Raw genomic sequence first — 22,618 nt, 5'->3', positions numbered from 1 at the left:
CGGAGAACAGGAATGAACTTGGAAGAACTACAGGCCGCGCGCGACCGCGAGCGCCAGACCGACAAGCTCCAGCAGCTGCGCGAGAGTTTCTACGCCGACGCTGGCGAGTTCATCCAGCAACTCCAGACCGAACGCGACCGCGCCGCTGAGCGCGCGGACGATCCGTTCGACTCGCCCGAGGTCAGCCAACTCACCGACGAGATCAACACCGCCGAACAGACTGTCGAGGCGATTTACGAGAAACGCGTCGGCAAAATTGTCAAGGCCGCCTCCTTCGCCGCGGCCGACCTCCCCGCAGAGGCCGAGGGCATGACCAAAGAAGAGCAGGATCTGTTCGACACGCTGGTCGAGAACATCAAAGCCAACCGCCAGCACGTCCTCGCGGTACTCGACGGCGAGGAGCCGCCGACGGACGAGACAGCGGGGACGACGGCTCCAGAGCCGGACGTGTCGGCTGCCGATCTCATGGGGACGGGCGACGAGACGGCGGCCGATTCGGAGCCACCAGCAGAAATTTCGGCTCCGACAGAGCCGCCGGCCGACGCAGATCCAGAGCCGCCCGCAGAGCGGCCACCAACCGGCGGTGACCAGCCGCCGACAGAGCAGGGTGCCGACCGAGAGATGCCTCCCCAGGAGTCCGACCACGTCGGAGAGAGAGCACCGGACACGGCCGATCCGGGCCACCCAGAGGCGCCGACTCACCAGGGGGATGCAGTCAGAAACGACGGGGGGAAGCCGGCAACCGCCGCCAGTACCGAGGGAACATCCCCCGGGACTGACAGCGAGCCGCCGGCGATCCAGCGCCAGACAGTGCGGATCACCGACGATGTCGGGACCTTCGTCGGCTCCGACGAGCGCGATTACGATCTCGAACGAGACGATATCGTAACACTGCCGGAGAGTAACGCCTCCATACTCATCGACCGCGATGCGGCAGAGCAGTTATAGCGCCGAGACCCCGGGAGGCACAAAGGTTTTCTCGTCTCGTTGGAAAGAACGTGAGTATGGTCGAACTACTCGATGTCGCATTCGTGTTAGGAGGTTCTGTACTGTTGTTTTTCGGAGCGGTGCTCTCGGTGTACGGCGTTGGCCTGCTCGGAGCCATCGTTGGTGCAGGTGGGGGGTATCTCGTCGCACCGACGATCGGCGGTTTCGTCGGGGTAGAGGGATTGATCGCGACGATCATCGCGATCCCAATCGGCGCGATTGGGGGAATTCTCCTGACCTATCTGTTGCTGTCTTTCGCCGTCGCCGCGATCAGCTTTCTGGTCGGGAGCTACTTCGGGATGGTCGCCGTCGCGCCAGCACTCGGAAACACGGGACTGGCGGCGGCCGGAATCGCAGTCGGCGTCGGACTGGCCGCGGCAGTGCTGGGTTCGCTGATGACCAAGACGATGATGGTCTTCATCACCTCCGCGATGGGTGCTGCACTCGTCTCCCGACAGCTGACGATCAGCGGTCTCCGGACCGCTCAGAGCGATCTGACGATCGACCCGCTGATCTTCGAGGCGACTGCGCCTATCTTCCTCGTCCTCTTCGCTCTCGGCGTGCTGTCACAGTTCGGACTGTTCAAACTCGGCTGGGTGACCGGACTCGTCGCCAGGCTTCCGGGTGCTCGACAACTCCGGAACCGTGGCGACGACGAACCGGCGAGCAGTTGACGACGGGCACTGCCGAGAACTCTATATAGCTCTATATTCCACTTCTGGCACCTCAATATAATTAATAGCACAGTATTTATGCGATTCGCTGGTAAGTGTCGTCAATGGGAACGCGTGCAGATCGTGCTGGTGTGAGAACAGCAAGCGGCGATTTTGCACACCGCCGATTGACCGAGCGTTCGAATGGCAGAGCCGGACTCGATTTTTTCCCCACGCGGCGTTCAGACTGGTCACGACAACACAAGCGCAGTCAGCAACGGCAGTCACACACGGAGATCCCTGAACTATGAGCTTTCAGAACGAGACCACAGAGACAACCGAATCGATCACACAGCCACAGACAGAGGTCCCGGACGACGCCGGAACGGAATCGCTGAGTGAGACGATCATCGAGGCGGAGAACCTAGATGTCTACTACGGCGAGGAGCAGGCGCTGAAGGATATCAACCTCCCGATTCCCGAACAGCAGGTGACCGCGCTAATCGGCCCGTCTGGCTGTGGGAAATCGACGTTTCTGCGGTGTGTCAACCGGATGAATGACCTCATCACGAGCGCTCGCGTCGAGGGAGAACTCCATTTCCGGGACAAGAATCTCTACGACGAGGATGTCGATCCGGTCGCGTTGCGCCGAACCGTCGGGATGGTCTTCCAGGAACCCAACCCCTTCCCGAAAAGCATCTACGACAACGTCGCCTACGGCCTGCGCGTCCAGGACAAAGTCGAAAATCTCGACGAACAGGTCGAGGACGCGCTCCGGCGGGCGGCGCTGTGGGACGAAGTGAAAGATCAACTGCACACATCGGGACTGGATCTCTCCGGCGGCCAGCAACAGCGGCTCTGTATCGCCCGCGCCATCGCACCCGACCCCGAGGTCCTCCTGATGGACGAACCCGCCTCGGCGCTGGATCCCGTCGCCACCTCGAAAATCGAGGATCTGATCGAGGATCTGGCGAAGGACTACACGGTGGTCGTCGTGACGCACAACATGCAGCAGGCCGCCCGAATCTCGGATATGACCGCTGTCTTCCTGACCGGCGGCGAACTCGTCGAGTACGACCACACGCAGAAAATCTTCGAGAATCCCGAACACCAGCGCGTCGAGGATTACATCACCGGCAAATTCGGATAGCTCTGTTCTGTGGCTCGGCGGCTTTTCTCCCAGACAGTGGTCCTAAGTGAATCAGACCGAAACTGCGCCTGATGAGCGAGCAGACTGGCGGCACCTATACGCTCGTCGTCGAACTCTCGGAGACGGCCGATATCGGCGTCGGAGCACTTGGTACGGAGACCTTCGACGCTGGCTGGTACGCCTACGTCGGGAGTGCACTCGGATCGGGTGGGTTCTCACGGATCGACCGTCACCGCGAACTCGCGGCCGGCGAGCGAGCGACCCGACACTGGCATATCGATTATCTGCTGGGCCACCCCGAGAGTCGACTGGCAGGTGTGGTCCGAACGAGTGGCGTCGACGGTGAGTGTTCGGTCGCTGCAGCGCTCGACGGTCCTGCAGTGTCCGGGTTCGGCTGTTCAGATTGCGGCTGTGAGACGCATCTCTTCTACGCGGCGACCAGAGAGAATTTACTCGATGCCGTCGAACGCGCACACGACCCGCTGTCGGGAGAAACCGTCGTCGATCAGTGAGAGCGACGGCGGGCCAGAAGCGTCAGCGCGAGGATACCGCCGACGACGACGGCCGGCCCGAACCCGTCGCCGAAGCCATCGCTGGTTCCGTCTGGTTCGTCTGGTTCGCCGTCGACGGTTTCGGTCATCCCGTCGTCTGCGGTCTCGTCCGATCCGTCGGCCCCAGTATCGTCATCGGTCGAGTCGCCGTCAGTGCTGTCATCGGTCGAATTGTCGTCCGTCGTCCCGTCGTCAGTAGACTCCTCACCGGTACTCTCGTCGTCTGTCTCCGCAGGCGCAACGTCGACGAAACGATTCGCAGTAGCAGTTCGGCCATCAGCGGCCGTCGCCGTGACCGAGACGGTGTACTCGCCGGACTCCTCGGGAGTGAACGTCACCGTCGGAACGCTGGTGTCGAGCGTCTGCTCGCCACCGGGCCCGGTAATCGTAAAGGAGTAGTCGGCGATATCGGCATCCGCAGGTGTCGTCGCTGCTGTCGCATTGATCGTCTCTCCTGCCGTCCCCTCTGCTGGCGTGTCCAGCGTCGCGGCGATCGATTCGGACGAATCGAGTGTGACGCTCACCGAATCGCGCTGCTTGCTGAGATCGCCGGCTGAGAACTGGATCTGCTCGCCGTCGGTCGCCTCGGCCTCGACAGTCAGCGTCAGTTCGTAGCGTTCGCCGGCCGGAAGATGATCGAACACCCAGCCCTCGTCTGTCTCGGTGACGCCGGAGCCATCAGAATCGGCGAGTGAGACGGTCACAGCGTCGGACGCATCGGCCGACAGTTGCGGAGCGAGACTCGACTCCGAGCCAGTATTTGCGAGCGTGACGGTCACCCGCTCGGTCTCACCGGTCGCCAGATCGAGTTCCGGGACCGACAGAGCGAGCGTTGCACCGGTGTTCGGTCCGTCGTAGACCGTCGGGTCCGGGACGGACATTTCGGGTGGTGTCGAGCGGATATGCTGGTCGAAAAAGTCAGCCATGTCGCCGTCACGGTCGACTGCCAGCGACTCGAAGTCGCTGTCGGTGATCTGGCTGTCGACGGCGTTTTTTTCGCGGAAGATGTCGGCGTAGGTTGCGCCGTCGTCGCGGAGGCGTTCGTCCATCGTGGCGATGGTCAGTGCGCCGAGTTCGTAGTTGGCTCTCGTCCCCGCCCAGGAGTCTCGGTCGGCGAGAATCGCGTCGTCGTACTCGTTGCCCTGCTCCAGCAGGTGGTGGAAGCGGTGATACTCGATGGTGCCGTCTTTCAGCGCGAGCAGTTTCCCGTAGTAGTCAGCGCTGCCCTCGATCGTCCACTCGACAGCCTCGGTGCGGTCGTAGTCCTGTCTGCTGTGGACGTACTCGTGAAAGAGGGTCGTCTGCGACTCGGTGAGGCCTGCCTGGTGAACCCAAAAGGCTGCGTTCGTGCTCGTCGCTAACCCGCCCTCTCGGAGCGGATCGGTGACGGCGAAGACAGTCACTCGGTCGGATTTCGCGCCCACGTCGAACCGATCCGATGTTGCGATCAGTCGCTCGCGGATCTCCGCGACCGTCCAGTCGGGATCTGCGGCATCGCTGACGACGAGTTCGAATTGCTCGTCGGCAGAACTGAACTCGTAGGACTCGTAGGCTCCAAGGTAGATCATACCGTCGGCGGCGACGCCTTCCTCACCGGCGGTGGTGAGTCGGTTAATTTCGATCTGCGCCGGATCGTATCCGATGGCCCCGCGGAGAATGTCCGTACGGAGTGGACGTTTCGTCAGTACCCAGTCACCGGCGTCGACGTAATCGTACGCATCGCCCGCGGTCTCGTTGATCGGCACTCGGAAATCGATCGTGGGATCGCTGGTCTCTTTGTCCCACTCGTATTTCGGGCCGGCTCCGTCGGTAATCTCGAATCCGTTCGTCCCGACGACTTCGTAGTTCGACCCGGCAGGTTCGGTCTGCATCCCGGCCACGTCAGAGCCGATATGATACCGTAATTCGACCTGAACGATTCCCTGCTCGGGGTCGTCAGAAACGGTCTGGACCTCGACAATCTCCTTGTCGTCGACATCCTCGCCATGGGAAGCGGCGACGCTGCCGACCCCGACGGTCAGCAGTCCCGCCACTGCGAGCACAACGACGACGACGTGAATAGTTCGACTGCGCACACCCCTACTCAACCATCGAGTAAAATAGACCTAATGGCCGGCCGATCCCCGCGGCGTCTGGCTCACTCCTCGCGGAAAAACTCGGGTTTGGCGAACGGTTCGTCCTCGCCCTCGACGCGGAGCACGTCCAGCGCGGTCACCTCGGCCTCGACGCCGAGTTCGCCAGCCAGACTTGGCTCCGTCCGGCCCTCGTCGCTGCTGACGAGTTCCTTGACGTACAGCCCTCCCTCGCCGTGGACTTCGACGGTCGCAGTCGTCCCGTCGTCGAGTTCACCCGAAGTTTCGTAGACATCGCGAATTCGCGTCTTCGCGGCCCGGCGATGTGAGACTCGCTGTGGCGTGTCCTGCTCGATGGTTGCGCCCTCCAGCGCGTCGAGAGCCGCCTCGAACGCCTCGGCATCGACTGGTTCACCGAACTCCACGTCCATCCGGTAGGTCTTGCTCGCGTCGTGTTCCTTGACGCGTTCGACCATCTCGTGGGTCGCGAGTCGGAGTCCCTCGACCTCGACCTTTCCGTCGGCGAACTCGTTGATCTCCTCCTCCAGAGCATCGGTATCGACGTTGCGCTTGCGGGGTTCGTCGATTTCGATCACGAACGGGCGGCCGGTGCCGAGCATCTTCGCGTCGACATCTTCCCGACCCGCGCCGTGAAAGGTGCTGTCCTCGCCGTTCATCGCCTCCTCGACGGGCGGGACGGTGAGCTGTTCGACGCTCTCGTCGTAGCGATAACCGGTGCCATCGCACCCGGAACACTCCTCGTCGCGGTTGATTCCGGTGCCGTTGCACTCCCGGCAGGGCCACTCAGTCTGTGGGATATCCCGCTTGATCTTTCGATAGCGGCCGTAGACGAACGCGGAGTTGACCTGCACCTCGACATCGTCGGTGGCGAGGTCACAGAGCACGAGCACGTCCGGCCGGCCGAAATCGACCTCGGTGTCGGTCTCCTGTCCGAATCGCTTGCCGACCTCGCGGTTGAACTCGCTTTTGAGCAGTTCACCTGCTTCGGGGTCGAGCCCGACATCCTCACGGAGCAGACGGTCGTTTTCCTCGATCAGCGGCGGGACGCGGGTCCCGATCTGGTAGCCCTCGAACTGGTAGCCGCGGACGGCGCTTGCGGCCTGTCTGGCCCACCAGTCGTAGCGTTCGCATTCGTTTTCACAGACCCAGCAGTCGTCGCCGGCCTCGAAATCGTCGTCGTCGGCGAGCGCGACGGCGGTGCGGAGGCCGCGGCCCCGTTCGCGGTTGGTGAGTCCGAAGCTCCGGTCGGCGACGAGGCGGCCGAGACAGGGATCACAGAGCGGCCCTGTCTCCAGCGCGCGGCGTGTAAGCGAAAGAACGTCCATTACCCGAAGGTTGTCCCCGGTCCGTAATTCAGTTTCGGAGCGATGATTTGTATGGGAACACGTTCATTGAAATCCAGATGTTGCAGGTTAGAACAGCCAGAAAGCCCCGTAGATTGTGTCACAGGCCACGTGGGGTGGGACTGAAAGGGGCGGTGGGCTACGCGAACCCCGACGGTCGCGGCTTCGCCGCGGCCTCGGGAGACGGTGTCTCCCGGTGACGCAAGCACCCACGGCGCGCAGCGAGTCGCGGGAGCGTAGCCCACCGGGGCTTTCTGGCTGTTCGCAGTCACCGACTCCCCAACAACTCACCAGCAAACAACAACCCCTAGCAGATATGGAGAGTTATGTAGGTGGACGCGTTAGCTTCTCACAGAACAGTCGTCCATGAGCGAAGGGGAAGAAAAACTCGTCGACACACAGGGGGATTACCTCTACGCCGTCAAAAACGGCGAGCCACTGCCAGACGCACAGTGGCGCTCCTGCCGGATCGTGATCAGCAGCGAGCGACTGGTGCTCTCGACGAGTAGCAACAAGCAGGCGATTCCCCACTCGAAGATTCTCGTCCCCGAGAAAGACGAAGATCTCGTCCCCGACGGAATGACCGCACCGGGCGCGACAGCACTCCAGATTGGCAACAACGTCATTCTCGTCGACGCCCAGGAGATGGGGGACTTCGAGTCCGAATACTGCCGGGCCGCGCTGCACGACGAGGTCATTCTCGTCAAGTATCCGGCCATCGTCGGCGGCGTCGTCCAGGAGGATGCCTCCTGGTCGAAGGCTCGCTTTCGCCTGGATGACGACGAAATCGTCCTCGGTCTACCCGACAACGAGACCGTCACCTTCCCCATCGACGACGTGGGGACCGTCGAAACCGCGACCGAGCAGGTCGCCGGCGAGCAGCGCGAGGTCGTCAAAGTCGAACACACCGACGAAGAGGATCGCAGCGTCGAGACACACTTCTCGGGCGTGACGTGGCATCCCCGGGCGCTGGCGACACTCCTGCGCAACACCATCGAGAACCGCCAGAACGAGTACGAACTCGACGATCTGGACAGTCAGGTGTTGATGGCGCTGTACTCCGGCGTCTCGCCGTTCGAGATGGCCGACTTCGTCGGGACGGATGTCGAGGAAGTCGAAGAGATCTACCAGAAGTTGCTGGACGCCGGGGCCGTCGACAAGGTCCGCGAACGGACCGAGGTCAGCCTGAACGCGAAAGGGCGCAATCTCGCGAGCGAGGCGATGAACGAGAAGTGAGGCGGTTTTGCGGGCGAAATCCCCGATAGCCGGACAAAACCTATAATTGCCCCTGTGCCGTACGCTCGACAACAGCGTTGCTGTCATGAGTGACACAGAAAAGAAAATCGAGGACACGCAGGGCAAATATCTCCACGCGATCAAGGGGGGTCGGGAACTGACCGACGCCGAGTGGGAGAACTGCCGAATCGTCCTGACGAACCAGCGGGTGATGATCATCACGGACTCGAAAATCTCGGTCCCGCTCGAAGAGATCGATGTCCTCGACGAACGGGTCGACGTCAACCGGAACGCGGCCTCTGAATCCTACTACACCGCTCTTGATGTCGGCGAGGACGTGTTACTCATCACGACAGCCGATTACGAGGGCTTTCGGACGAACTTCTTCCGAGCGATTCTCGACGAGGCCGTCATCTACGTCAAGCATCCCGCGGTCGTCGGCGGCGTCGTCAAATCAAGTGAGTGGCAGCGCGGTCGCCTGAAACTCACCAAAGAGACGGTGCGGATGGTGCTCGAAGATGGGCAGAAGTTCATCATCGAACGGGACGATATCGGTGAGATGGAAGTCGACGAACGAGAAGTCGCTGGCGAGGAACGCGGCGTGGTCGAAGTCGAACACACCGACGAAGAGGGAACCAGCGTCGAAACCTACCTCTCCGGCCGGCAGTATCACATCTCCGTGCTCAAGCAGTTGTTGGAAGAGGGTGCCGAGCGCAACCGCGCCGATCTCGATCTCACCGCGACCGAGCAGCGGGTCGTGATGGCACTGTATTCGGGCGTCTCGCCGTTTGCAATCAGCGACTTCGTCGGTGTCGATGTCGAGCGCGTCGAGGAAATCTACGATCAGTTGATCGAACTTGACGTAATTCGGGTCGTCCGCGAGCGCAAGGAAGTTTCGCTGACGCCGCAGGGTCGGAAGGTCGCCGGCGAGGCGATGGGCGAACAGTGAATCGATAGCAGATTTTTCTGTGACATGTTACCACCGGTTGGGATTAAGTAACAGGCCAGCGAACTCCGGCGTATGCCAGCCGAATCGTTCACACTCGGGGCGGCACAGATCGAACCAGTCTATCACGACAAGGAGGGGACCCTCGACAAGACCTGCCGGTATATCGAACAGGCGGGCGCGGAGGGCGTCGACCTGCTCGTCTTCCCGGAGACGTACTTCCCGGGCTACCCCTACTGGCGAGGCAGCGTCTCGATTCCCCGCTGGACCGATCTGATGGTCGACCTCCAGAAGAACAGCCTCCACGTCGAGGACGAGGCCGTCGAGGTTCTGGGCGAGGCCGCCGCCGAAGCGGATGTCCACGTCGCGCTGGGCACGAACGAGTTGAGCGACCGAAGCGGTAGCGAGACCATCTACAACAGCATCTTCTACTTCGACCGCAGCGGCGACCTCGTGGGGCGACACCGGAAATTGATGCCGACCCAAGAAGAACGAGCCATCTGGGGGCGAGGCGATCCCTCCAGCCTACAGACCTACGACACAGATATCGGCACACTGGGGGGACTGATCTGCTTCGAGAACCACATGACCCTCTCGAAGGCTGCGCTGACGGCGATGGGTGAGGAGATCCACGCGGCCGTCTGGCCAGGCTTCTGGGAACAGCACGGCCATCCGGGCGACAAGAGCAGAGCGGAGACAGCCGAGGCCGTCGATACGTGTGACATTTATCCGGCAATGCGCGAATACGCCTTCGAGACGCAGTCCTTTGTCGCGGCCTGTTCAGCGTATATGAGCGAGGACGTGCCCGAGGGGTTCACCGAGGAGGAACTGGGATTCAACGTCGCCGCCGGCGGGAGCATGCTCATCAATCCCGCCGGAATCGTCAAGGCCGGGCCGCTGATCGGCGAGGAAGGGCTGCTGACCGCAGACTTCGAGCGCGACGAGCGCCGCGCGACGAAGGCCTACTTCGACGCGATGGGCCACTACACGCGGTGGGACGCCGTTTCGCTGTCGATCAGCGACGAGACGCTCGAACCCGCTCGGGCGAAAGACGGCTCAGCACAAGTGCGGCAAAATGGACACCTCTCGGCCGCAACGGCACAGACGCTGGCCGAAGAACACGACGTGTCTATCGAGGCGGTCGAAGAGATTGCCGACGCTGTCGCCGACCGCCAGAGCTAGCGCGGCGTTACTCCCCGAACCGCGTGATCGGGTCGAGTTCCGCAGGATCGGTGTTCTCGTCGAAGGCTTCGCGGGCGATGGTCCGGAGGTGAACCTCGTCAGCCCCGTCGACGATACGGAACGGTCGGATCGACTCGTAGAAGTCCGCGATCGGGAGATCCTTGCCGATCCCGTTGCCGCCGAGATACTGCAGCGCGGTGTCGATGGCGTCCTGTGTCGCCTGCGCGGCGTAGACTTTGCTCATCGAGACGCCGATGCGAGCCTCCTCGCCGGCGGCAATTTTGTCGGCGGTGTGCCGAACCAGCGATCGGGCAGCGTTCACCTCTGCCTCGCGGCGGGCAATCTCGAAGCGGGCGCTCTGTTTCTCGGCGAGCGAACTGCCGAAGCCCTCGCGTTCTTCGAGATAGCTCCGGGTGACCGTCAGTGCGCGCTCGGCCATCCCCGAGAATCGCATGCAGTGAGTGAGTCGGGCCGGGCCGAGTCGTTCCTGGACGTGGGTGAATCCTTCGCCGACTTCGCCGAGGACGTTCTCCTCGGAGACGCGCACGTCGTGGTATTTGATTTCGGCGTGGCCGGTGCCGTGGAGTTCACTGCCCAGATGCGGGACGTTGCGAACGATTTCGACGCCGTCGGCCTCGACGGGCACGACGAAGACCGTACAGGCCTCGTAGGGGTGTGCGTCGGGATCGGTCCGGGCGAGCACGAGCAGCACGTCCGCGCGGATACCGTTAGAGGTCCACCACTTGTGGCCGTTGATGACCCACTCGTCGCCGTCCTTCTCTGCTGTGGTCTGGATCATCTTCGGGTCCGATCCCGCGCCCTGCATCGGTTCGGTCATCGAGAAGCCGGAGTGAATCTCGCCCTCGACGAGCGGTTCGAGATACTCCTCTTTCTGGAGGTCGCTCCCGTGGAGTTCGAGCAGGTGCATGTTCCCCTCGTCGGGGGCGTCGACGCGCATCGCCGGCGGGCCGAGGAGACTCCGCCCGGCCTGCTCGAAGGTCGGCAGACAGTCGTTGAAATCGTAGCCCATCCCGCCGTACTCCTCGTCGATCTGTGGGGCGTAGACGCCGTACTCCTTTGCCGCGGCCTGCAGTTCCGAAATCGTCCCGTCCGAGACTGTCGTCCCCCCCTCTAGCTCTCGCTCTTTCGGAATGACGACCTCTTCCATCAGGGCCTCGGCGCGCTCGGCCAGTTCCTCTGCTTTATCTGAATCGTTAAACTCGAACATCGGTGTGTCTATACCACTATGTATTGTACAATGTAAATCAACATACCCCGTAATGGGGGGTAGTATTTATACGGGCAGATATTCAGGACACAAGCCAACTGGAGACGCAGACTCTGCTTCACCGGCTTGCACGAGGGCTGGTCGTTACGAGAGACAGGTGAGATTGCCGAATTCGTCGCCGTAGACGAGTCGGTCGTCTGCGATTGCGACGGAGGTCGTCACCTGGTAGTTGTCCTGATAGTTCCACACCAGCTCACCGGTCTCCCGGTCGTGAGCGAACAGTTGCGCGCCCCAGGTCCCAAGGTACGCTCGCTCGGTCCCGACGGTGAAGTTCGTCGGAATCTCCTCGGGCCGTTGGGCCGTCCAGAGTGGTTCCCGGGTGTCGAGGTCGACTGCTCTGAGCGGGTAGCCAGCGAGGTAGGCAATTCCGTCTGTGATCGCAATGGTCTCTTTGCCGCCCACCTGGCTCGTCCACAGTTCGGTGCCGTCCTCGGCATCCAGTGCGTACAACACCCCATCGCCCCAGGCGAAGTAGACGACTCCGTCGACGACAGTTGGCGACGGAATCCCACCCTGACTGGAGATGCGCTCCTGCCACAGTTTTTCGCCGTCGGTCGAGGCGGCGTAGAGGTTGTCGTCTTTGCTCGCGAAATAGACAGCTGTCTCGGTGACGTGCGGTGTCGATCCGACTCCGGCGGCGGTTCTGACCCGCCATCGCTCCCCGCCGTTTGTCGCCGACAGTGCAACGAGGTGTTCGTTGCTCGGAACATAGAGTGTCTCGTCCGCAATCACCGGACCGCCGTCGGTGAACACGCGGATGTCGGTCGTCCAGTACGGTTTCCCAGATTCCAAGTCGAGTGCCGCGGCCCCCTTGCTGCCTGCGACGAAGACGGTATCTGACGCCACCGCGACCGGGGCCGTCGCGCCGCCGGTCTCGTAGCGCCACAGTTGGTCTCCGGACGACAGCGAGATTGCGTACAACTGGTCGTCCCAACTGGTCGCGAGTACTGTTCCGTCGACGATGACTGGATCACCCTGGAGTTCGTCGTCCGTTGTCACTGACCACTCGACGGACGGTTCCTCGGCCGGGCCTGTCACCGTCCCCGTTCCGGTCCCCGTGTTGGCGGTGTCGCCCTGAAATGTCCGCCACGAGTCCGTAAGTTCGGGCATACCGCCATCTCCGTTGCTACCAGAAGAATCTGACCCGTCTGGCTGCCCGCCACCGAGGCAGCCCGCAGCGAACGCGGCGAGTGAGCCACCGGCCGCGCGTAACACGTTCCGTCGATCCATAGCGAAGACAGACAGATAAAAGTAATAAATATACTGATACAGTATATCGGTCGTGTCGCTTCGGCGCTATGGGCGGGTTCCACCGCCGAGCGAAGCGAGCATCCCGACCGGGAAGGAGACGGGCCGGTAGCTTCATGTCTGACCGTCCGGAACGCCCCTGCATGGCAGCAATCGATCCGGACGCGGTTTTCTGGGATATCGGCGGCGTGATCGTCAATCTGGAGAGTATCCAGTCGGGCCACCGCAGTTTTGTCGAGTCGCTACTGGAGGAGTATCAGTCCCCGCTCCCGCCGGCGGAGGCGCTGGAGACGTGGCGCAGCGCCCTCGGCGAGTACTTCCGCGGCGGCGAGGGCACCGAGTATCGCACGGCACGAGAAGGGTATCACGTCGCCATCGACGAGATTCTGTCCGGAAGCGCCGACGAGGCCGACTGGGAACCGCTCTTCCAGCGAATCCACGACGACCATGCCGAACCGAACGACGGTGCAGTCGAAACGATCCGACGGCTCTCGGAGGGTGAGTTCCATCTCGGCGTGATCAGCGACGTGGACGACGAGGAGGGCGAACGACTACTGAAGACCTTCGGCGTCCGGCAGCATTTCGACTCCTACACGAGTTCCGAGGCAGTCGGATACAAGAAACCCGACCGGCGGATGTTCGAGACAGCACTCGAAAAGGCGGGTGTCGAGGCCGAGCAGGCCGTGATGATCGGTGACCGCTACGCCAACGATATCGAGGGGGCAGACGCAGTCGGAATGACGACTATTTCCTACGGTGCCGAGGACGGCCCCGCAGTCGATTATCACGTCGACGACCTGCGAGAGATTCTGACGCTGGTCGGGATGGAGGAGTGAGTCAGCGGGGACTTTTAGTGTCGTCTCTCCGAACCCGGAACGATGCCATCGTTCGTCGAACAGGCAGAACCGGGGTCGGTCTTTTCGTTGCTCGCCGACGAGAATCGCGTCGGGATTCTTCGTGCACTCTGGCAGACAGAGGACCCGCTCAGCTTTTCGGAGTTACACAGCGCGGTTGATATCAAGGACTCGGGACAGTTCAATTACCATCTGGACAAGCTTGCCGGACAGTTCGTCCAGAAAACTGCGGGGGGCTACAGCCTCACCGAACCGGGTCGGCAAATCAACGGCGCAATCGACGGCGGCACCTACACTGCCGCGGGCTCGATGGAGCCGATTCAGCTCGATCCACCCTGTCCGACCTGCGGCGGGCAGCGTACACTCACCTACGAGGACGAACGCCTCCGGGTCGAGTGTGACTCCTGTGACGTGGTTGCGGCCTTTGGCGTCCCGCCAGCAGTGTTCGCCGGGCGAGCGCGCGAAGAGATTCCTGCTGTTGCGGGCCGGTATCTCCGGGCAGAACTCGCCCGCCTAGAGAACGGCTTCTGTCCATACTGTGGCGGCCACATCGAGTGCCGCGTCGGCCTCCCCTCACCGCCGCCTGGTGAGTCGCTATCCGGGGTTGACGAATCGTTTCCGATCGTTCGATACGACTGCCAGCAGTGCATCACCGAGCCGACCAGCGGGCTGACGCTCGCGCTGTTTTCTCACCCGGCGGTCGTCGCCTTCTATCACGACCACGGTATCGACATTCGCGAGCGCTCAGTCTGGGAATTTCCCGTCTTTGCCGGCGAATCTGAACGCATCGAGAGCGAAGAGCCACTCAGAGCCAGTACGACCTTCACCGTCAACGGGGACGAGCTAACACTCACCGTCGACGAACACCTGTCGGTTGTGGCGGGTGAGTGAGTGGCTCAGAACTCACTGAGACTCGTCTGATTCTGCTTGATTGTCGTCGCGTCGTAGCCCTCGCTCGTGAGATGCTCGGCGAAGGCATCACCGGAGCCGTGTTGCGTGTAGATCCGGTCCGGGTCGGCCGTCTCGACGAGCGCACAGAGTTCCGCGAAATCGCCGTGATCCGAGAGCGGAAAGGCAGTGTCGAAGTTTCCGCGGAATCGGTAGGCGGAGTCGACCGCCCACCCCGAGAAGCCGGCTGTCTTCGCGTCGGCTTCCTCGGCGAGGTCCTCGATCCAGCCGATGCGAGCGGTCGTCATCGGAAGGACGAGTGCATCGCCCACGTCGAGTTCGACCGACTCGTCGAAGTTCGCGGCGGGGAACTCGACACCGAGATGCTCGGCGATGGGTTCGTTGACTCGCTGGACCGCGTCGGTCGTGTAGACGGTTCGGCCCGCCTGCTCGGCAAGTAGTTGGAGTTTCTGCGCGCGGCCGAGGGCGTACCCAAAGAGCACGACGGGAGCGTCGGTGTCGGCCAGCCAGTCGAGAATCTGATCCACGATATCGTCGTGGTCGGGGAACTGGTATTCCGGTTCGCCGTAGGTCGCCTCGGTAATCAGTACGTCCACATCCGGGGCCTCGAATCCAGAGAGGTAGAAGCGCGACCGGGTGCAGATATCGCCGGTATAGCAGTAGCGAGTGCCGTCCGGGTCGGTGACGACCGCGGCCCGCGAGCCAGCGACGTGGCCCGCCGGGAGCAGTTCGACGCGGTCGTCGGTCGTCCTGTGGAGTGCCTCGTCGCGGCGGGCGGTACCGAGCGCCGCAGTGAGTGCAGAGCAGACGGCTGTCGTCTCGCCGTCGGGAAGATGGTCGCCGTGGGCGTGGGAGACGACCGTCACGTCGCCGTCTGGATCGTCGGCGTCACAGACGATTCGGGTTCCGTCAGAGAGTTCGATCTCGATCCCGTCGCGGTACCGGACTGTCACAGTGCGACGTTGGACTGAGAAGTAAAGAGCGTTCGTGCTACTCCGGATCGGAGACGGAGCGCTCGGTAATCTCGCCGGCAATCGGCGTGCGCATCGTCTCGGCGATGGATTCTGCGTTTGCCAGCGCCCACATGAGTTTGACTTTCGCGGTGCCAGGGAGCATATCTTCGCCCTCGACGACGCCGGCGTCGAGCAGATCACGGCCGGTGTCGTAGACCCGGTCACAGACGCGGCCGTCGAGACACTGGCTGGTCATGACGATGTCGGTGCCGGAGTCAGTGAGTTCTTCGATGTTGTCGATCCAGGACGTGTTCACGTGGCCCAGCCCCGTGCCCTCGATGACGAGACCGGCGCTGTCTGTGACGGCGTCGAGCAGCGACGGGTCGGTGCCGGGCGTGAACTTGACGAGGTCGACCTCGGTTTCCAGTTCGGGCGCGATATCGAGGTCGGCGTCGTCGCGTTGCTGGTACTCACGGCGGAACGTAACCTCGGTGTCGCCGGCACCGTACTCGACGGTGCCGAGCGGTCGCTGTCCAATCGTCTCGAAGGCATCGCGCCGGGAGGTGTGATTCTTCCGTGCGCGCGTGCCGCGGTGCAAGGCGCAGTGATCGTCGGACTGGCTCGCGTGCATGCAGATCAGCACTTCGGCGCAGTCGCTTTTCGCTGCCTCGACCGCACAGACCGCGTTCATCACGTTATCGGAGGAGGGTCGGTCAGCCGAGCGCTGGCTGCCGGTGAAGACGATAGGGACCGGGGTATCGAGCATGAAGGCCATGGCGCTGGCAGAAAACTGCATCGTGTCCGTCCCGTGCATCACGACGACGCCGTCCGCGCCGGCCTCGATTTCCTCGTGAATCGCGTGGGCCAGATCCTGCCAGACGTCCGGCGTCATGTTCTCCGAGAGGATGTTCGCGACGACGCGGCCGCGGTAGTTCGCCCGGCCAGCCAGATCCGGGACTGCTCGCAGCACGTCCTCGGCGTCGAACTGGGCGGTCACCGCACCGGTCCGGTAATCGACCGTCGAGGCGATGGTGCCGCCGGTCGAGATGAGCGAAACCGTCGGCAGATCCTCCTCGAACTCGATGCTTGACTGGCCGTCTTCGTCCTGTGCGCTCTCGACGTCGTAGACATCGGATTCGAGGACTTCGACTGTCGCGTCCTCGCGGTCGATGCCGACGTTGTACCCACTTTCAAGCTTCACGACCAGTTGCTCGGGCGTCGAGGAGGGCAGCAGCACACCCTCGAACTCCTGGCTGCCGCGTTCGACGTGAACCCTATCGCCTTCGTTCATACTCCGGAGTATCCGCCGGTCGGACTTGAAACCATCCGTTCCGGACTGCTGCAGACAGAGTAGCCTCAGCGGATCTCTGTCACCGACACCGCACTCGGGCGGTCGATGGTGATCCACTCGGAGACCGTTGCGCTTCCCTCCGGCGTGAAGATTGTCAGTTCCGTCGGTTCCTCCATATCGTCGAACAGACATTCGAGCTCGAACTCCGGTTCGGCATCGAGCTGTTCGTCTACTGCTGGCTGTTCCTGTATCGACATCTGTGAATCAGGTCCGTGACTCCTCGTCGTCGCACTCGGGTTCGGTCGAACGGTGCGTCCGGGCGTATTCGGTGTGGGGAGCGAGCCAACTTCGGTCAGTATTTCGCGCCATATCACTGTGAAGTCGACAATACTATTAAATTCTTTTGGATGTATGGCCATTAATTCCTAATATTGGTTTGATTATATTCATCGTAGAGAGATAGGAGGCAACGACTGCGCACCATCGGGCCCAGTTGGGTGAGAAACGTGAAAAGAGATTATATGCCGTACTCCCAACAAATACGTGTCATGGATTGGGAAGACATACCAGTCCGGGAGGTGATGTCGACGCCGGTTCGGGAGACGGCGGGGACAGTGCCGGCGACGGAGGCCGCCCGTATACTCTGTGAGGAGCGGATCGGTTCTATCCTCGTTCGGGGAACGCCAGATGGGATCCTCACCGACACCGATATCGTTCGAGCAGTCAAGGAGGGACGTAATCCCGAAACGGCAACCGTTGCGGAACTCAGAAGCAGTCCGGTCGTCACCGTGGAGGCAAAGGCGGATTTACTGGATGCTGCAGAGTTGATGACTGAACACGACATCAAGAAACTCCTCGTCACTGAGGGCGAGGAATACGTCGGGATCGTGACGACGACTGATCTGGTCGATCAGGCCGCACCGGAACTGGAGGAGATCATCAACGTCTTTGCGACAGATTGAGTCAGCCAGGGAGGATCACAGTCGGCAGGATGATCCAGAAGATGGCCGTCCCGAGAACGACTGCGAGAATCCCGTACGTAGAGGTCGGTTTTCGGTCGTAGATGCGGTAGGCGCAGTACAGCGCCGGTAGCGCGGTGAGAATCGGCGTCAGAAAGAAGCCGAAGGCGGCGATGAGTCCACCGCCGTACTCCCACATCGCCAGAGAGATACCCTCACCGGAGTCGACGGCGGCACCGCAATTGTAACACTTGTCGCTGCCCTCGATTATCTCCTCGCCACACTCCGGGCAGATTGGCCCATCCGCGGACTCACCCTCGCCAGCTTCGGCAGCCATAGCTCACGGTTTGGGTCGAATGTCCATAAGCGACTCCGTTCGGACTCAGAGAAACTCGCGAACGTCCGAGTACCACATGTCGTGTTCGTCGGTTTCGCCGATGGCGCGAGCGATCCTGACGGCGATGGCGTGCCAGCAAAGTTCCTCGGGATCGTCGGGATCGAGGTTGTACTCCGCGTCCTTGCAGTCACAGCCGTCGTCTTCGACGATGTACTCCTCGGCGCGGCCGACGACGACGGTAAAATCGCGGTACTCTTTGACACGATTCTCGGAGACGGCCTCGATGGCTCGGTCGCCGCGGTCGCCGTGCAGTTGCATGATCTGGTCGACAGCCTCGGGAGTGAGCGTCCCCGCGTCGGCCAGCCGTCGTTCCCAGTCATCGACCGCAGTCACACCACGGGCTATGGGTGCCCCTGTGAAAATGGCGTCGGTCGGCACGGATCGACGGGGCGTATGAGAACGAGAGTATGAACGATTGCGGTCGGTGAAACCGTGATTTGAGCCACCGACGGAACAAGGCACCACAAGGCCAAACGAAGAGTGTCTTCGGCCCTCCAGCAACACAGGTTCACAGCTCGTTACTCGAATTTGCTGCCGGACTCCGCCGCGACAGCCAAAGCCGGGTATTCGGACAGAATCCGAGCGGAGAGTGAACGATCACGGATATTCATGGGAAAATCGGGGACGCGTGGCGGGCAGAAAACGGAAACACTGAACCCTTATGTGCGCCCGCTTCAAACTCCCCAACAGAGACTCGAATGAGTGATTGGATCGCAATCGGGGCGCTCGCGGTCGTCGCAGTGGCGATTCCGATGTCGATGATGGTCGTGTCGTGGCTGATCCGGCCGAGCGTGCCCGAACAGGGGAAACGCGCCACCTACGAGAGTGGCGAGGTGCCGACGGGGAGCAGTCGCCGTGTCAAATTCAACATCCAGTACTACATGGTCGCACTGCTTTTCGTCATCTTCGACATCGAGACCGCGTTCATCGTCCCGTGGACGGTCATCTTCGACGGCGCGGTCGAGGAAGTCGGCTTCGTGCAGGCGTTCGTTCCGATGGCAGTGTTCATCGGACTGCTCGTCGTCGGCCTCGCGTGGGCGTGGCGCAACGGCGCAGTGCAATGGGTTCGCAGCGCGCGAGCCGAACGCCAGCGGGTAGAGTAACCATGAGCAAGGAACAGGAACTTCACGACACGCTGGAACAGGCACAGTCGAACGGACAGTCGACCCAGACCGACCGGATGGGATCGGGGGCAGACGAGCGGTTCAACTCGAAGCTCCGGCAGGCCTTCGGGAGTACGCCCTTCATTCTCACCAAGTTCGACAAGTTCATGAACTGGGTGCGGGGGAACTCGATGTTCATGCTACTCTTTGGAATCGCCTGCTGTTCCATCGAGATGATGCACACCTACGCGACGAAACACGACCTCGACCGGTTCGGGGCCGGCGTTCCGCGGGCCTCGCCGCGACAGGCGGACGTGATCATCGTCCCGGGGACCATCGTCTCGAAGTTCGGCCCGCGGATGAAACGCGTCTACGACCAGATGCCCGAGCCCAAATTCGTCGTTTCGATGGGCTCGTGTACGATTTCGGGGGGGCCGTTCCAAGAGGGCTACAACGTCATCAAGGGCGTCGAGGAGATCATTCCGGTCGACATCCACGTACCGGGCTGTCCGCCGCGACCCGAAGCGCTCGTCTACGGCGTCCTCAAACTGCAAGAGCAGATCCGCAACGGAGAGAGCGCACCGGTGACGGTCAAGCCGTACGAACTCGAACAGTTCGGCGATCTCGACCGCGACGAACTCGTCCAGGAACTCGCCGGCGAGATCGACGAAAACGACCTCGTGATGCGGTACAACTGGGTTGATTCGCCATGAGCCTGCAGGAACCCGCTGCCGACCTCGATCTCGGTGAGACACCCGACGGCGAGTTAGATTACGGCGAACTCGCCGACTTACTCGGCGACCATGTCCTCGAACGCGAACAGCACGTCCACGCCGAGGGCTTCGTCGTCCGTCCAGACGAAGTCGAGACGGTGCTGGCAACGCTGAAGCGTGAGGCTGGCTTCGACCACTGTTCCTGCGTCACGGCTCAGCAGTATCAGGACCGCTACGAATCGATCTACCACCTCAAGAAGTACAAGGACCCGACACAAGAGCTGTCGGTGATCGTGCCGACGCCGTCGGATGCCCCGCTGAGCCAGACCGGAGCGGAGGTCTACGACACTGCGATCTGGCACGAACGAGAGGCGTACGACCTGGTCGGCATCGAGTACGACGACCATCCCGACCTGCGCCGGATTCTCCTGCCCGAAACGTGGCAGGGCCACCCGATGGGGCTGGATTACAACCAGAACAAACCGCAGGTCGTGCCGCTGCGAGAACACGCCAACCCGGTCGAGGAGAAGACCCAGGTGCCGGGCGAGTCCGATACGATGTTCATCAACATCGGTCCGCACCACCCCGCAACCCACGGCGTGCTCCACCTGAAGACCGTGCTGGACGGCGAGCAGGTCGTCGACGTGGATCCGGATATCGGTTATCTCCATCGGTGTGAGGAGCAGATGTGCCAGCAGTCGACCTACCGCCACCAGATCATGCCCTACCCCGACCGGTGGGACTACATTTCGGCCGGGATCCTCAACGAGTGGGCCTACGCCCGCACGGCCGAAGAGATGGCCGATATCGAGGTGCCCGAATACGCACAGATCCTGCGGACGATGTCCTCAGAGATGTGCCGAATCGCCGCACACCTCCTCGCCGTCGGGACCTTCGCGCTGGACATCTACGGTGACTTTACGGCAATCTTCATGTACGCCATCACCGATCGCGAGAAGCTCCAGAACCTCTTGGAGGATCTGACCGGCCAGCGGCTGATGTTCAACTACCTCCGACTGGGCGGTACAGCGTGGGATCTGCCGGAACCCCGCGATGAATACTTCGAGAAAGTACGGGACTTCTGTGAGTACATCCCAGAGCGCCTGGAGGAGTACCACAACCTGCTCTCGTCGAACGAACTGTTCCAGATGCGCGTGATGGACACGGGCATTCTCCCACCGGAGGAGGCCAAAAGCTACGGCTGTACGGGACCGGTCGCACGCGGGTCGGGCATCGATTACGACCTGCGCCGGGACGATCCGTACGGCTACTATCCGGAGGTCGATTTCGACGTGATCACCGACGACGGCTGTGATAACTTCTCGCGGGCGCTCGTTCGACTCGAAGAGATGCGCCAGTCGGCCCGGATCATCGAACAGTGTGTCGACGCGCTCGAAGCGTATCCGGAAGAGGAACGCGAGATTCAGGCCAACGTTCCGCGGACGCTCAAACCCGAACCGGACACGGAGATTTACAAGGCCGTCGAGGCCGCGAAAGGTGAACTCGGGATCTACATGCGCGCAGACGGGACGGACAAGCCGGCCCGGTTCAAGATCCGCAGTCCCGCGTTCTGTAACCTCCAATCGCTCGAAGTCATGGCCGAAGGCGAGTACGTCCCCGATATGGTCGCGGCGCTGGGTAGTCTCGACATCGTCCTCGGGGAGGTGGACCGATGACACTGCCGGACACCATCAGCGGCCTGCTCGGCATCGAGGGGCTACTCGGGACCGTCATCGGTTCGTTTCTCGGCGCGGCACTGATCGGAACGATCATGCTCGCCAACGCCGCCCTTGCGGGACCGTGGGCCAAACGAAAGATCACGGCCGCCTTCACCGACCGAATCTCGGTCAACAAGTTCGGCCCCGGTGGCATCGGGATCATCATCCCCGACGCGGTCCGGTTGCTCTCGAAGGAACTGATCGTCCCCGAGGGCGTCGACCGCCCGGCGTGGGACATCGCGCCGGTGGTGCTGGTCTTCTCGGCACTGCTTGGCTTCGCGGTCATCCCGATGGGCAGCGGGATCCATCTCGCGGATCCTTCGGTCGGACTGATCTTCGTCTTCGCCGTCGCCTCCATCGCCTCGGTCAGTCTGGTGATGGCAGGCTACTCCTCGAACAACAAGTACTCTTTCCTCGGCGGACTGCGCGCCGTCGCGCAGAATCTCGCCTACGAGATTCCGCTCATCTTGACCGGCCTGTCGGTCGTTCTGTTCGCCGGATCGCTGCAGATGAGCGAAATCGTCGCCGCTCAGCAGGAACCACTCGTCGGGGCACTCGGCATCCCGGCGTGGTTCGCGCTGGTCAATCCCTTCGCGTTCGTACTCTTTATGATCGCGAACGTCGCAGAGGTCGGGCGAAATCCCTTCGACATTCCGGAGGCACCGACGGAGATTGTCGCCGGGTTCCAGACCGAGTACTCCTCGGTCTATTTCGTCCTGCTGTACCTCGGGGAGTTCGTCCACATCTTCCTCGGCGGTGCGCTGATCGCGACGATTTTCCTCGGTGGCCCGGCGGCGCCGATCGCCGCGCTGAGTGTCGTTCCCGGCTTCATCTGGTTCCTGATCAAGATCTGGGGCGTGTTCCTCTTCACCCAGTGGCTGCGCTCAGCGCTGCCGCGGGTTCGGATCGACCAGTTGATCACCATCGGCTGGAAGGGGATGCTCGTCCTCTCGATTGCGAATCTGTTCCTCACCGCGATCATCGTGGGGGTGCTCCCATCATGAGCGTGAACTATTCAACGACTGACTCCGTAGACGGAGGTAT

The 22,618-nt window shown here is 62.0% G+C and carries 23 protein-coding genes; 14 read left to right on the top strand and 9 right to left on the bottom strand.

Annotated elements, in window-relative coordinates; all coding sequences use genetic code 11:
- Window positions 1–12: 12 nt before the first annotated feature.
- The 4 genes from V8P86_RS14395 (at window position 13) to V8P86_RS14380 (ending at window position 3,302) form a co-directional block, all read left to right on the top strand.
- Window positions 13–948, top strand: coding sequence for a DNA replication complex subunit Gins51 (locus V8P86_RS14395; RefSeq protein WP_336327982.1), 936 nt, complete (start codon window positions 13–15; stop codon window positions 946–948).
- Between the two features lie 56 nt (window positions 949–1,004).
- Entirely contained in the window at window positions 1,005–1,661 is a 657-nt protein-coding gene (locus tag V8P86_RS14390) for a hypothetical protein (RefSeq protein ID WP_336327981.1), read from the top strand.
- A gap of 286 nt (window positions 1,662–1,947) precedes the next feature.
- Window positions 1,948–2,790 carry a phosphate ABC transporter ATP-binding protein PstB gene (gene pstB, locus V8P86_RS14385; protein ID WP_336327980.1) on the top strand — a complete coding sequence of 281 codons (843 nt, stop codon included), beginning with the start codon at window positions 1,948–1,950 and terminating at the stop codon, window positions 2,788–2,790.
- A gap of 71 nt (window positions 2,791–2,861) precedes the next feature.
- Window positions 2,862–3,302, top strand: a complete 441-nt coding sequence (locus tag V8P86_RS14380; protein ID WP_336327979.1) for a GIY-YIG nuclease family protein — start codon at window positions 2,862–2,864, stop codon at window positions 3,300–3,302.
- Here the strand turns inward: V8P86_RS14380 and V8P86_RS14375 are convergent.
- Both V8P86_RS14375 and V8P86_RS14370 read right to left on the bottom strand, forming a co-directional pair.
- Window positions 3,296–5,416 carry a PKD domain-containing protein gene (locus tag V8P86_RS14375; RefSeq protein WP_336327978.1) on the bottom strand — a complete coding sequence of 707 codons (2,121 nt, stop codon included), beginning with the start codon at window positions 5,414–5,416 and terminating at the stop codon, window positions 3,296–3,298. The genes V8P86_RS14380 and V8P86_RS14375 overlap by 7 nt on opposite strands.
- Before the next feature lie 62 nt (window positions 5,417–5,478).
- Complete coding sequence (locus V8P86_RS14370; RefSeq protein ID WP_336327977.1) at window positions 5,479–6,759, bottom strand: tRNA pseudouridine(54/55) synthase Pus10; 1,281 nt, start codon at window positions 6,757–6,759, stop codon at window positions 5,479–5,481.
- A 384-nt stretch (window positions 6,760–7,143) separates the two neighbouring features.
- Between V8P86_RS14370 and V8P86_RS14365 the strand changes: the two genes are divergently transcribed.
- The 3 genes from V8P86_RS14365 (at window position 7,144) to V8P86_RS14355 (ending at window position 10,141) form a co-directional block, all read left to right on the top strand.
- Window positions 7,144–8,013: a CheF family chemotaxis protein gene (locus V8P86_RS14365; RefSeq protein ID WP_336327976.1), complete on the top strand. Its 870-nt coding sequence runs from the start codon at window positions 7,144–7,146 to the stop codon at window positions 8,011–8,013.
- An 85-nt stretch (window positions 8,014–8,098) separates the two neighbouring features.
- The gene (locus tag V8P86_RS14360) at window positions 8,099–8,962 is read left to right on the top strand and encodes a CheF family chemotaxis protein (RefSeq protein ID WP_336327975.1); all 864 of its coding nucleotides are present in this window, start codon (window positions 8,099–8,101) and stop codon (window positions 8,960–8,962) included.
- A 72-nt stretch (window positions 8,963–9,034) separates the two neighbouring features.
- Window positions 9,035–10,141, top strand: coding sequence for a carbon-nitrogen hydrolase family protein (locus V8P86_RS14355; RefSeq protein ID WP_336327974.1), 1,107 nt, complete (start codon window positions 9,035–9,037; stop codon window positions 10,139–10,141).
- A 7-nt stretch (window positions 10,142–10,148) separates the two neighbouring features.
- Here V8P86_RS14355 and V8P86_RS14350 read toward each other — a convergent pair whose 3' ends face one another.
- On the bottom strand, window positions 10,149–11,369 hold the full coding sequence (locus V8P86_RS14350) for an acyl-CoA dehydrogenase family protein (protein WP_336327973.1): 1,221 nt from the start codon (window positions 11,367–11,369) through the stop codon (window positions 10,149–10,151).
- Window positions 11,370–11,513: 144 nt separating this feature from the next.
- Complete coding sequence (locus tag V8P86_RS14345) at window positions 11,514–12,659, bottom strand: outer membrane protein assembly factor BamB family protein (RefSeq protein WP_336327972.1); 1,146 nt, start codon at window positions 12,657–12,659, stop codon at window positions 11,514–11,516.
- Window positions 12,660–12,820: 161 nt separating this feature from the next.
- Here V8P86_RS14345 and V8P86_RS14340 point away from each other — a divergent pair, with 161 nt between their 5' ends.
- Both V8P86_RS14340 and V8P86_RS14335 read left to right on the top strand, forming a co-directional pair.
- Window positions 12,821–13,513 carry an HAD family hydrolase gene (locus tag V8P86_RS14340; protein ID WP_336327971.1) on the top strand — a complete coding sequence of 231 codons (693 nt, stop codon included), beginning with the start codon at window positions 12,821–12,823 and terminating at the stop codon, window positions 13,511–13,513.
- Window positions 13,514–13,555: 42 nt separating this feature from the next.
- Window positions 13,556–14,422 carry a winged helix-turn-helix domain-containing protein gene (locus tag V8P86_RS14335; protein WP_336327970.1) on the top strand — a complete coding sequence of 289 codons (867 nt, stop codon included), beginning with the start codon at window positions 13,556–13,558 and terminating at the stop codon, window positions 14,420–14,422.
- 5 nt (window positions 14,423–14,427) lie between these two features.
- Here V8P86_RS14335 and V8P86_RS14330 read toward each other — a convergent pair whose 3' ends face one another.
- From V8P86_RS14330 to V8P86_RS14320, 3 genes are all read right to left on the bottom strand, one after another.
- Window positions 14,428–15,393, bottom strand: coding sequence for an mRNA 3'-end processing factor (locus tag V8P86_RS14330; protein WP_336327969.1), 966 nt, complete (start codon window positions 15,391–15,393; stop codon window positions 14,428–14,430).
- A 37-nt stretch (window positions 15,394–15,430) separates the two neighbouring features.
- Window positions 15,431–16,684: a Glu-tRNA(Gln) amidotransferase subunit GatD gene (gene gatD / locus V8P86_RS14325; protein WP_336327968.1), complete on the bottom strand. Its 1,254-nt coding sequence runs from the start codon at window positions 16,682–16,684 to the stop codon at window positions 15,431–15,433.
- Window positions 16,685–16,749: 65 nt separating this feature from the next.
- The gene (locus tag V8P86_RS14320; RefSeq protein WP_336327967.1) at window positions 16,750–16,941 is read right to left on the bottom strand and encodes a hypothetical protein; all 192 of its coding nucleotides are present in this window, start codon (window positions 16,939–16,941) and stop codon (window positions 16,750–16,752) included.
- Between the two features lie 291 nt (window positions 16,942–17,232).
- On the opposite strand from V8P86_RS14320, the gene V8P86_RS14315 reads away from it, so the two are divergent.
- Window positions 17,233–17,646: a CBS domain-containing protein gene (locus V8P86_RS14315; protein ID WP_336327966.1), complete on the top strand. Its 414-nt coding sequence runs from the start codon at window positions 17,233–17,235 to the stop codon at window positions 17,644–17,646.
- A 1-nt stretch (window position 17,647) separates the two neighbouring features.
- Here V8P86_RS14315 and V8P86_RS14310 read toward each other — a convergent pair whose 3' ends face one another.
- Together V8P86_RS14310 and V8P86_RS14305 are read right to left on the bottom strand one after the other, a co-directional pair.
- On the bottom strand, window positions 17,648–17,980 hold the full coding sequence (locus tag V8P86_RS14310) for a zinc ribbon domain-containing protein (RefSeq protein WP_336327965.1): 333 nt from the start codon (window positions 17,978–17,980) through the stop codon (window positions 17,648–17,650).
- 45 nt (window positions 17,981–18,025) lie between these two features.
- Window positions 18,026–18,373, bottom strand: coding sequence for a hypothetical protein (locus tag V8P86_RS14305; protein WP_336327964.1), 348 nt, complete (start codon window positions 18,371–18,373; stop codon window positions 18,026–18,028).
- A 365-nt stretch (window positions 18,374–18,738) separates the two neighbouring features.
- On the opposite strand from V8P86_RS14305, the gene V8P86_RS14300 reads away from it, so the two are divergent.
- The 4 genes from V8P86_RS14300 (at window position 18,739) to V8P86_RS14285 (ending at window position 22,578) form a co-directional block, all read left to right on the top strand.
- Entirely contained in the window at window positions 18,739–19,143 is a 405-nt protein-coding gene (locus V8P86_RS14300; RefSeq protein WP_336327963.1) for an NADH-quinone oxidoreductase subunit A, read from the top strand.
- Between the two features lie 77 nt (window positions 19,144–19,220).
- On the top strand, window positions 19,221–19,856 hold the full coding sequence (locus V8P86_RS14295) for an NADH-quinone oxidoreductase subunit B (protein WP_442909410.1): 636 nt from the start codon (window positions 19,221–19,223) through the stop codon (window positions 19,854–19,856).
- Window positions 19,853–21,532, top strand: coding sequence for an NADH-quinone oxidoreductase subunit D (locus V8P86_RS14290; RefSeq protein ID WP_336327961.1), 1,680 nt, complete (start codon window positions 19,853–19,855; stop codon window positions 21,530–21,532). Before V8P86_RS14295 ends, V8P86_RS14290 begins: the two co-directional genes overlap by 4 nt.
- Window positions 21,529–22,578 (top strand): complex I subunit 1/NuoH family protein, encoded by a 1,050-nt coding sequence (locus tag V8P86_RS14285; RefSeq protein WP_336327960.1) that lies wholly within the window; start codon window positions 21,529–21,531, stop codon window positions 22,576–22,578. Before V8P86_RS14290 ends, V8P86_RS14285 begins: the two co-directional genes overlap by 4 nt.
- Window positions 22,579–22,618: the final 40 nt, after the last annotated feature.

The sequence above is a fragment of the Halovenus anhuiensis genome, from assembly GCF_037080055.1.
In the GTDB taxonomy this organism is placed as follows: domain Archaea; phylum Halobacteriota; class Halobacteria; order Halobacteriales; family Haloarculaceae; genus Halovenus.
The sequence above is the reverse complement of the archived record's forward strand: the minus strand, read 5'-3'. Positions and strand labels throughout refer to the sequence as shown.

Coding starts and splice junctions, on each gene's coding strand:
- V8P86_RS14350 (WP_336327973.1), bottom strand. CDS start 11,369: ATGTTCGAGTTTAACGATTCAGATAAAGCAGAGGAACTGGCCGAGCGC.
- V8P86_RS14285 (WP_336327960.1), top strand. CDS start 21,529: ATGACACTGCCGGACACCATCAGCGGCCTGCTCGGCATCGAGGGGCTA.
- V8P86_RS14310 (WP_336327965.1), bottom strand. CDS start 17,980: ATGGCTGCCGAAGCTGGCGAGGGTGAGTCCGCGGATGGGCCAATCTGC.
- V8P86_RS14345 (WP_336327972.1), bottom strand. CDS start 12,659: ATGGATCGACGGAACGTGTTACGCGCGGCCGGTGGCTCACTCGCCGCG.
- V8P86_RS14365 (WP_336327976.1), top strand. CDS start 7,144: ATGAGCGAAGGGGAAGAAAAACTCGTCGACACACAGGGGGATTACCTC.
- V8P86_RS14335 (WP_336327970.1), top strand. CDS start 13,556: ATGCCATCGTTCGTCGAACAGGCAGAACCGGGGTCGGTCTTTTCGTTG.
- V8P86_RS14370 (WP_336327977.1), bottom strand. CDS start 6,759: ATGGACGTTCTTTCGCTTACACGCCGCGCGCTGGAGACAGGGCCGCTC.
- V8P86_RS14390 (WP_336327981.1), top strand. CDS start 1,005: ATGGTCGAACTACTCGATGTCGCATTCGTGTTAGGAGGTTCTGTACTG.
- V8P86_RS14360 (WP_336327975.1), top strand. CDS start 8,099: ATGAGTGACACAGAAAAGAAAATCGAGGACACGCAGGGCAAATATCTC.
- gatD (WP_336327968.1), bottom strand. CDS start 16,684: ATGAACGAAGGCGATAGGGTTCACGTCGAACGCGGCAGCCAGGAGTTC.
- V8P86_RS14320 (WP_336327967.1), bottom strand. CDS start 16,941: ATGTCGATACAGGAACAGCCAGCAGTAGACGAACAGCTCGATGCCGAA.
- V8P86_RS14355 (WP_336327974.1), top strand. CDS start 9,035: ATGCCAGCCGAATCGTTCACACTCGGGGCGGCACAGATCGAACCAGTC.
- V8P86_RS14340 (WP_336327971.1), top strand. CDS start 12,821: ATGGCAGCAATCGATCCGGACGCGGTTTTCTGGGATATCGGCGGCGTG.
- V8P86_RS14380 (WP_336327979.1), top strand. CDS start 2,862: ATGAGCGAGCAGACTGGCGGCACCTATACGCTCGTCGTCGAACTCTCG.
- V8P86_RS14290 (WP_336327961.1), top strand. CDS start 19,853: ATGAGCCTGCAGGAACCCGCTGCCGACCTCGATCTCGGTGAGACACCC.
- V8P86_RS14295 (WP_442909410.1), top strand. CDS start 19,221: ATGGGATCGGGGGCAGACGAGCGGTTCAACTCGAAGCTCCGGCAGGCC.
- pstB (WP_336327980.1), top strand. CDS start 1,948: ATGAGCTTTCAGAACGAGACCACAGAGACAACCGAATCGATCACACAG.
- V8P86_RS14315 (WP_336327966.1), top strand. CDS start 17,233: ATGGATTGGGAAGACATACCAGTCCGGGAGGTGATGTCGACGCCGGTT.
- V8P86_RS14395 (WP_336327982.1), top strand. CDS start 13: ATGAACTTGGAAGAACTACAGGCCGCGCGCGACCGCGAGCGCCAGACC.
- V8P86_RS14300 (WP_336327963.1), top strand. CDS start 18,739: ATGAGTGATTGGATCGCAATCGGGGCGCTCGCGGTCGTCGCAGTGGCG.